This is a genomic window from Kocuria sp. NPDC057446 (assembly GCF_042802875.1).
Taxonomy (GTDB): Bacteria; Actinomycetota; Actinomycetes; order Actinomycetales; family Micrococcaceae; genus Kocuria.
Genome location: NZ_JBHVDI010000165.1, coordinates 1 through 8,147 on the forward strand (window position 1 = coordinate 1; position 8,147 = coordinate 8,147).

The window sequence follows — 8,147 nt, forward strand, 5'->3', positions numbered from 1 at the left end:
CGCCCCGGGTTCAGGAGGCGTCGGCGGCGAGCGCGCGGTCGGCGACGCGGACCTCGACGGGGGTCGTGAGGACGCGGTCGGCGTCCTCCACGTCCCGGACCGTGCCGGTGACCGTGAACCGGCCCTCGAGGGGCAGGTCCTCGCTGGAGGCGCCGGCGCGCAGGACGAACTCGCCCGGCTCCACGATCCGGCGCATGGCCCGGCCCGTGAACGAGGTGCGGTCGGCGTGCACGGAGAAGACCACGCGGGCGCTCTGCCCGGCCTCCAGCGCGATCTTGGCGAAGCCGACGAGCATCTTCAGCGGCCGGACGACCTGGGCGAGGGGGTCGCTCAGGTACAGCTGGACGACCTCCTGGCCGTCCCGGCCGGAGGTGTTGGTCACGGTGACCGCGGCCTCCACGGTGCCGTCGGTGCCGATCTCGGCCGCGGACAGCTCGAGCGCGTCGTAGGAGAAGCTCGAGTACCCGATGCCGTGGCCGAACGGGTACAGCGGCCGGGGGTCCAGGTTGGAGACGCCCTCCGAGTACCCGCCCAGGGCGGGGGTCAGGTAGGTGCCGGGCTGGCCGCCCACGTGCCGGGGGATCCCCACGGGCAGCCGCCCGGAGGGGTTCACCCGCCCGGAGAGCACCCCGGCGACGGCGTGCCCGCCCTCCTCGCCCGGCATGAAGGCCTGCACCACGGCCGCGCAGCGGTCGTCGAACGCGCCGAGGCTGTAGGGGCGGCCCGTCACGAGCACGAGGACCACCGGGGTGCCCGTGGCGAGCACGGCCTCGACGAGCGCGGCCTGCCGGCCGGGCAGGGACAGGTCCACCACGTCGCAGCCCTCGCCGGAGGTGCCCGTGCCGAAGAGCCCCGCGAGGTCGCCCACGGTCACGACCGCGAGGTCGGCCTCCTCGGCCGCGGCCACGGCCTCGGCGATGCCGCTGGTGTCGGGGTCGGTGAAGTCGACGCCGCGGGCGTGCCGGAAGGTGGTCCCCCCGTCCGCGAACTCCTCGGCGAGGGCGTCGACGATCGAGGTGATCTCGATGCCGGTGCCGGACTCCCCGAAGCGGGACAGGACGTGGTTGGTGAAGCTGTAGCAGCCGAGGAACGCGCGGGGCTGCCCGGCGCTGGGGCCGATGACCGCGACCTTCCGGGCGGTGTCGCGGGCCAGCGGCAGGACGCCCTCGTTCTTGAGCAGGACGACGGACTCCTCGGCCATCCGGCGGGCGAGCCGGCGGTTCGCCGGGGAGTCGAGGTCGACGCTCCCGCCCGCGGCGCCGGGGTCGAAGCCCGGATCCAGCAGCCCGAGCTCGACCTTCTGCGTCAGCACCCGCCGCACCGCGCGGTCGAGCAGGGACTCGTCGAGGGCGCCGTCGCGCACGGCGCCGGCGAGGTCCGCGAAGCAGCCGGTCTCGGGCAGCTCCACGTCCATCCCCGCGGAGAGCGACTGGACGCCGGCGTCGCGGGGGTCCGCCGCGACGTGGTGCATGGACTCCAGGAAGCTCACGGCCCAGTAGTCGGAGACGACCGTCCCCTCGAAGCCCCAGGTCTCCCGCAGGAGCGTGGTGAGCAGCTCGGGGTCGGCGACGGGCGGGACGCCGTCGACGTCCGCGTAGGAGTTCATCACCGCGCCGGCCTCGCCGAGCTTGACGGCCATCTCGAAGGGCACGAGGACGACGTCGCGGAACTCGCGCGGTCCGATCGAGACGGGGGCGTGGTTGCGCCCGGCGCGGGAGGTGGAGTAGCCCGCGAAGTGCTTCAGGGTGGCGATCACGCCGGCCTCCTGGAGCCCCCGGACGTACTCGGTGGTCAGGGTGCCCACGAGGTAGGGGTCCTCGCCGACGGTCTCCTCGACGCGGCCCCAGCGGTAGTCGCGGACGACGTCGAGCACGGGGGACAGGCCGAGGTGGACGCCCACGCCCTTCATGTCGGCGCCGATGTGCCGGGCCATGGTGCGGACCAGCTCGGGGTCGAAGGCGGCGCCCCAGGCGATCGCGGCCGGGTAGCAGGTGGCTCCCAGGGTGGTGAACCCGGTGAGGCACTCCTCGTGGGCGATGGCCGGGATCCCGAGCCGGGAGGTCTCCACGACCTGGCGCTGCAGGGTGCGCAGGTGCTCCACCCCGTCCGCCGCGGAGATCGGCGCGCTGCCGAAGGCCCGGGTGATGTGGCCGAGACCGTGGGCGATCGCGGCCTCGAAGGTCGAGCGGTCGTTGGCGAAGGCGGACTCCATGGGGGCCGCGCCGCCCGTGGCCTCCTCCGGGTCGGGGCGCAGCCAGTAGCTGCCGAGCTGACCGGCCTTCTCCTCGAGGCTCAGCTCCTGCAGCAGGGCGTCGACGCGTTCGGCGACGGGACGGGCGGGGTCGTTCCACGGCGCTGTCGTGGGTGCTGTCATGGGGGTGTTCTTTCTGCTCGGTGGGCGCGTCACTTGCCGAAGCCGGCGGTGAGCCCGGCGACGAGGTGCCGGCGCCCGAAGACGTAGAGGACGAGGATCGGCAGCGCCGAGAGGACGACGGCGGCCAGGACGGCGGGGATGTCGGCCTGGAACTCCCCCTGGTACGTCCACAGGGACAGGGGCAGCGTGCGCTTCTCGGAGCTCTGCGTGAGGATCAGCGGGAACAGGAAGTTGTTCCAGCTGTTGAGGGCGTTGTAGACGCCCACGGTGGTGATGGCGGGCAGGCTCAGCGGCAGCACGAGCGTGCGGAAGACCTTCCAGTCGCCGGCGCCGTCGAGGGTCATGGACTCGTAGAGCTCGTTGGGGATGTCCCGCATGAAGTTCGTGAGGATCAGGACCGTGATCGGGATCCCGGACGCGATCCCGGGCAGGATCAGGGCGGCCAGGGTGTCGTAGAGGCCGAGCTGGACGATGATCAGGTAGATCGGGATGATCGTCGCCTGGATCGGGATGGCGATGCCCAGCAGGAACAGCCGGTTCGAGAACACGGCCAGCCCGGTCCGGCTGCGCACGATCACGTAGGACGCGAGCAGGGACAGGAACACGATCCCCGCCACCGTGAACACGACCACGACCACGCTGTTGAGGAAGTACTGGACGAACTGGTTCTGCAGGACCGTGGCGTACGGCGCGAACGTCGGGGACGAGGGCAGCAGCGGGTTCGTGGAGTAGTAGTCCTCGCGGGGCTTCAGGCTCGTGATGGCGATGTAGTAGATCGGGATGATGATCGCGGCCAGCCACAGCCAGCCGCCGACGGCCGCCGGGATGTTCGGGAGCCCCCGGCGCCGGCGGGCGGGGCGGGTGCCCGCCGGTCGGGTGTCCGGACCGGACGCGCCCTCGGGCCGAATGCTCACGGGACGGGTGTCCGCGGTTCGTGTGCTCATGGGACTACGCACCTTCCGCCTGGCTCTCCATCTTTTCGGCCCCGGTGAGCCGTTGCAGGCCGAGGGCGAGGGTGAGCCCCACGGCGACGAGGATGACCGCCAGGACACTGGCCTCGCCCATCTGGTTGCTGCGGAATCCGGTCAGGTACATGTCCAGGGGCAGGATCCGGGTCGCGGTGCCGGGCCCGCCGCCGGTGAGGGCGAAGACGAGGTCGAAGTAGGTCAGGGACCCGACCAGCATCAGCGTGGAGGACGTCACGATGGTGTACTTCAGCTGCGGCAGCGTGATCGAGAAGAACTGCCGCACCGTCCCCGCGCCGTCGATCGTGGCGGCCTCGTACATGCTCTGCGGGATCTGCCGCACCCCCGCCTGGTAGAGCAGCGAGTGGAAGGGGATGAAGGACCACGAGATGACGAAGACGACGACGTAGAACGCCAGGCTCCCGTTGCCCAGCCAGTCCTGCCGCAGCAGCGCCGCGCCGAACGCCCGCGACAGCCCGAAGTTCGGGTCGAGCAGGGCCTTGAAGGCGATGCCGATCGCCGCGGCCGAGAAGAGCATCGGCAGGAAGTACAGGACGGAGAGGAACTCCCGGTACCGCTGGCGGCCGGCCATGAACACGCCGAGCAGCAGGCTCAGCGGGAACTGCACGGCGTAGCTCAGCAGCGTGAGCTGGACGGTCAGCACCATCGCCTGCCGGGACACCGGGTTCTCGAGCACGGACACCCAGTTCTCGCCCCCGGCCCACTGCGGGGTGCCCAGGCCGTCCCACTCCATGAAGGACAGCACCAGGACCCCCAGCAGCGGCCCGATCGCGAAGATGCCGAAGAAGACCAGGGCGGGCGCCAGCATCCAGTTGCTGGGGCCGGCGCCCACCCGGGTCCGCCGCCGCGCGGGAGAGCGCACGAGCATCAGAGCGTCCCGTTCATCGCGGTCTGGAACTCCTCGGGGCTCATCTCGCCGGCGAAGACCTGGCTGAGGTTGGTCAGCAGGGCCTGTCCCTGGTCGGCCGGGAGCGCCTGGTCCCAGGAGAGCTGGAAGTTCGGCGCGTCCTGGACCATCGAGTAGGCGAAGTCGAGGTACTCCGGGTGCTCGGTCTCGGCGATCTTGTCCTCCACGCCGTCCACGGCGGGGATCAGCCCGGCGTCGAAGAGCGTGTCGACGGCGGCGTCGTCGAGGTTCATGTCGTTGAGGTACTCGAGGGCCGTGGCCTTCTCCTCCTCGGACGCGTCCGCGGACACGGCCCAGAAGTTCGCCGGGTTGCCCACGATGTTCTGCGGGTCGCCCTGTCCGCCCTCGATCTCGGGGAACGTGGTGTAGCCCAGGTTGCCCTCGGCGGTCCACTCGGGGGCGTCGGTGAGGAAGCTGGAGTAGACCCAGCTGCCGTGCAGCATCATGGCCGCCTGGTCGGTGTGCACGAGCGCCACGTCGGCGCCCGCGTCGGCCACGACCGACCCGTAGGCGTCGCCGAAGCCGCCGGCCTCGACGAGCTCCTGGATCTTCTCCAGGGCCTCGGTGATGGCCGGGTGCGACCACGCGTCCTCCTCGCCGTCCACGACGGCCTGGAACACCTCGGGCCCGCCGATCCGGTCGGTGAGGTACTGGATCCACATGAGGTACGGCCACTGGCTGGAGCCGGCCACGGAGATCGGCGTGACGCCCTCGGCCTTGAAGGCCTCCACGGCGTCCAGCATCTCCTCCCACGTGGTGGGGACCTCGACGCCGGCCTCCTCGAAGAGCTTGGTGTTGTAGTACAGGATGACGGGCTGGGTGTTGTTGTTCGGGACGGCGTAGAGCTTCCCGTCCACCTTGCCGGTCTCCAGCACGGAGTCGAGGGCGCGCTCCTCCATCTCGGGGATCTCCCCGGTCAGCTCCACCACGCTGTCGTTCTCGACGTAGCTCTGCAGGGTGTCGCCGCCCCAGTTGTAGATCAGGGTGGGCGCGTTGCCGGAGCCGACGCTGGTGCGGATCTTCTCCTTGAAGGCGTCGTTCGCGAAGTACTCGGCGGTGATGGGGGCGTCGCCGTTGGTGTCGTTCCACGCCTGGAAGGAGCTGCGGAACGTCTCCTCGGCGCCGCCGGTCAGCGTCCAGGCGCTGGCGCCTCCCTCGCCGCCCGCGCCGCCGGGCTGGGCGCCGGCGCTGCACCCGGCCAGGGTCAGGGCCGCGGCGCCCACGAGCGCGATGCGGGACAGCGAGCGGGGGGAGAAGGGGCCCCGGTGCGCGCCGGCGGGCGCGGGACGGAGGTTGCGGTGGGTGGTCATGGCGTTCTCCTCATCAGTGAGCAATACGTTGCGCCTACGAAACTTTTCGTATAGCGTTTCGTTGCGAGAAGAGTAAGTGGCCTGTTTCACACCCGTCAACCCCCTGGTGTGACCGGCGCCACTGAGGCGGAGTGCGTCGAAACGTTTCGAGGCCCGCCCGTGACCCGTCCGCCGCCGTCCACCGTCCGAGGAGATCGTCCCCCATGAAGAGAACCACGCTCAGCCAGGTGGCCGCCCAGGCCGGCGTCTCCAAGGGCACGGTCTCCAAGGTGCTCAACGGCCGCCCCGACGTGGGGGAGGACACGCGGGAGCGGGTCCGGGCCGCGGTCGCCGACCTCGGCTACACGGGCTCGGCCGTCCGCCGGCCCCGGACGGCCATCGTCCTCGTCTTCGACACCCTCGAGAGCAACTACTCCCTCCAGGTGATGGCCGGTGCCGTGGACGCCTGCGGCCTTGCCGACGCCGACCTCATGCTGAGCACGCTGCCGAGCCTCGAGCAGGGCGACGTCCCGCCGTTCTCCGAGGACTGGTTCGCCCGCTGCGGCCGCACGGGCGAGACCGCGGTCATCGCCGTGACCACCCCGCTGACCCCGGAGCAGGTGGCCGCCGCGGCCCACGCGCAGGTCCCGCTGGTGGCCATCGACCCCGTGAACAGCCTGCCGTCCACGGTCCCCAGCATCGGCTCCACCAACTGGGCCGGCGGGTACGAGGCCACCACCCACCTCCTGGAGCTCGGGCACCGCCGGGTCGGCCACCTCAGCGGTGCCGGGGGCTCGGTCCCGGCGCGCGAGCGCCTGGCCGGCTACCGCAGCGCCCTGGAGAACGCCGGGGTGCCGCACGACCCCGGGCTCGTGACGGGCGGCGGGTTCAGCTACGAGGCGGGATTCGCCGGCGCCCAGGAGCTGCTCGAGCTCGAGGACCCGCCCACGGCCCTGTTCGCGGCCTCCGACGAGGCCGCCCTCGGCGCCTTCGAGGCCGCCCGGCAGGCGGGGCTGCGAGTGCCCGAGGACCTCAGCGTGGTCGGCTTCGACGACACGCTGCTCGCGCGCTGGGCCTCGCCCAAGCTGACCACCGTGCGCCAGCCCCTGCACGCCATGGGCGAGATGGCCGTCGAGCGCGCGGTCACCCTGCTGGCCGGCGGGTCCCGCCGGGTCCATCCCCTCCAGCTCCAGACCTCGCTGGTCGAGCGCTCCTCCACCGCGCCGCCCCGCAGCGGTGCGGAGGGCGCGGTCACTCCCGGATGAAGCGGGCCCGGCCCGCCTGCCAGCCGAAGACCGCCGCGAGCGTGCCGACCACCGCGAACATGATCCCCGCCGCGGCGAAGCCGCCGGTCCAGTGCAGCAGCTGCCCCACCAGGAAGGTGCCCGAGGAGCCCACGCCGTAGCCCACGCCCTGCATCATCCCCGAGAGCCGCACCGCCATGTCGCTGCTCCGGGTGCGCAGCGCGATCATCGTCAGGGCCACGGCGGTGAGGCTGCCCTGCCCCAGTCCGAGCAGTCCGGTCCAGACCCAGATCAGCTCGGTGGGCCCGAAGACGGAGAGCACGAAGCCGCCGCCGGCCATGAGCGCCACCACGGCGTTGAGCACCCGCTGGTCCGCCAGCCGTGCGGCCAGGACCGGGGCGAACAGCGAGCCCGTCATCTGCAGCAGGATGGACACCGCCACGATCAGCCCGGCGGTGGCGCCGTCGATCCCGCGGTCCCGCAGGATCGGGGCGAGCCAGGCGAAGACGCTGAAGGACATCATCGCCTGGAAGACCATGAACAGGGTGATCTGCCAGGCCACCGGCGAGCGCCACGGCCCGGGGCCACCGGTGTCGGGCGGCGGGGGGCCGGGCGCCCGGTGGCGCAGCGCCACCGGGACCAGCAGCACCACCACCAGGGCCGCGGGTGCCGCCCACACCGCGAGGGAGCCCCGCCAGGAGTCCGTCGCCTGGAACACGGGGTAGGTGAGACCCGCGCCGAGGGCGGCGGAGGCGCAGATCGCGGTGGTGTAGAGCCCGCTCATCAGGCCGATGCGGTGGGCGAAGTCCCGCTTCACGATGGACGGCAGCAGCACGTTGCCCAGGGCGATCGCGGCGCCGCACGCGACCGTCCCCGCGAGCAGCAGCGGCAGGGCGCTCGCGCCCGGCAGGGGCAGGCCGCGGACCACCAGTCCCAGGGCCAGGACCACCATGGCGCCGAGCAGCACGTGCTCGGCCCCGAACCGGCGGGCCAGGCGCGGGGCGAAGGGCGCGAAGACGCCGAGCAGCGTCACGGGGGCAGTGGTCAGCACGGTGACCGCCCACCCGGGCAGATCCGCGGCGGCGGTGATCTCCGGGAGGATCGCGGAGAAGCTGGAGAAGACCGTGCGCAGGTTCAGGCCGACCAGGACCACGCACACGGCGAGGTAGACCAGCGCCCGGCGGGAGGTCGGGGCGCTCGGCGGATCGGCACTCGGGCTCGGCACGGGGAGGTCTCCTCGGGGCTCGGAGGCAGGCCGTTCCCGCGAGGGCCGGCCCGGACAGGCTCCACGGTACTGCGGGAGCGCTCCGGTGCCGTGCAGCGCTGAGGCCGTGCCCGGGCCGTGCC

General features: G+C 72.2%; 6 protein-coding genes. 1 reads left to right on the top strand and 5 read right to left on the bottom strand.

Features of this window, described 5'->3' with window-relative positions:
* Window positions 1-10 precede the first annotated feature (10 nt).
* The 4 genes from ACFU0Y_RS15560 to ACFU0Y_RS15575 are packed head-to-tail and all read right to left on the bottom strand — an operon-like array spanning window position 11 to window position 5,577.
* A complete protein-coding gene (locus tag ACFU0Y_RS15560; protein WP_380215434.1) occupies window positions 11-2,374 on the bottom strand; it encodes a glycoside hydrolase family 3 N-terminal domain-containing protein in 2,364 nt (787 codons plus the stop codon).
* 29 nt (window positions 2,375-2,403) lie between these two features.
* Window positions 2,404-3,318 (bottom strand): carbohydrate ABC transporter permease, encoded by a 915-nt coding sequence (locus ACFU0Y_RS15565; protein ID WP_380215436.1) that lies wholly within the window; start codon window positions 3,316-3,318, stop codon window positions 2,404-2,406.
* 4 nt (window positions 3,319-3,322) lie between these two features.
* Window positions 3,323-4,228, bottom strand: a complete 906-nt coding sequence (locus tag ACFU0Y_RS15570; RefSeq protein ID WP_380215438.1) for a carbohydrate ABC transporter permease — start codon at window positions 4,226-4,228, stop codon at window positions 3,323-3,325.
* Complete coding sequence (locus ACFU0Y_RS15575; protein WP_380215440.1) at window positions 4,228-5,577, bottom strand: extracellular solute-binding protein; 1,350 nt, start codon at window positions 5,575-5,577, stop codon at window positions 4,228-4,230. Before ACFU0Y_RS15575 ends, ACFU0Y_RS15570 begins: the two co-directional genes overlap by 1 nt.
* A 203-nt stretch (window positions 5,578-5,780) precedes the next feature.
* On the opposite strand from ACFU0Y_RS15575, the gene ACFU0Y_RS15580 reads away from it, so the two are divergent.
* Window positions 5,781-6,821: a LacI family DNA-binding transcriptional regulator gene (locus ACFU0Y_RS15580; protein WP_380215442.1), complete on the top strand. Its 1,041-nt coding sequence runs from the start codon at window positions 5,781-5,783 to the stop codon at window positions 6,819-6,821.
* On the opposite strand, the gene ACFU0Y_RS15585 is transcribed toward ACFU0Y_RS15580, so the two are convergent.
* The gene (locus tag ACFU0Y_RS15585) at window positions 6,808-8,025 is read right to left on the bottom strand and encodes an MFS transporter (protein ID WP_380215444.1); all 1,218 of its coding nucleotides are present in this window, start codon (window positions 8,023-8,025) and stop codon (window positions 6,808-6,810) included. The genes ACFU0Y_RS15580 and ACFU0Y_RS15585 overlap by 14 nt on opposite strands.
* Window positions 8,026-8,147: the final 122 nt, after the last annotated feature.

Bases quoted from the DNA above. Each gene is read 5' to 3' on its own strand.
- ACFU0Y_RS15570 (WP_380215438.1), bottom strand. From the start codon at position 4,228: ATGCTCGTGCGCTCTCCCGCGCGGCGGCGGACCCGGGTGGGCGCCGGC.
- ACFU0Y_RS15580 (WP_380215442.1), top strand. From the start codon at position 5,781: ATGAAGAGAACCACGCTCAGCCAGGTGGCCGCCCAGGCCGGCGTCTCC.
- ACFU0Y_RS15560 (WP_380215434.1), bottom strand. From the start codon at position 2,374: ATGACAGCACCCACGACAGCGCCGTGGAACGACCCCGCCCGTCCCGTC.
- ACFU0Y_RS15565 (WP_380215436.1), bottom strand. From the start codon at position 3,318: ATGAGCACACGAACCGCGGACACCCGTCCCGTGAGCATTCGGCCCGAG.
- ACFU0Y_RS15575 (WP_380215440.1), bottom strand. From the start codon at position 5,577: ATGACCACCCACCGCAACCTCCGTCCCGCGCCCGCCGGCGCGCACCGG.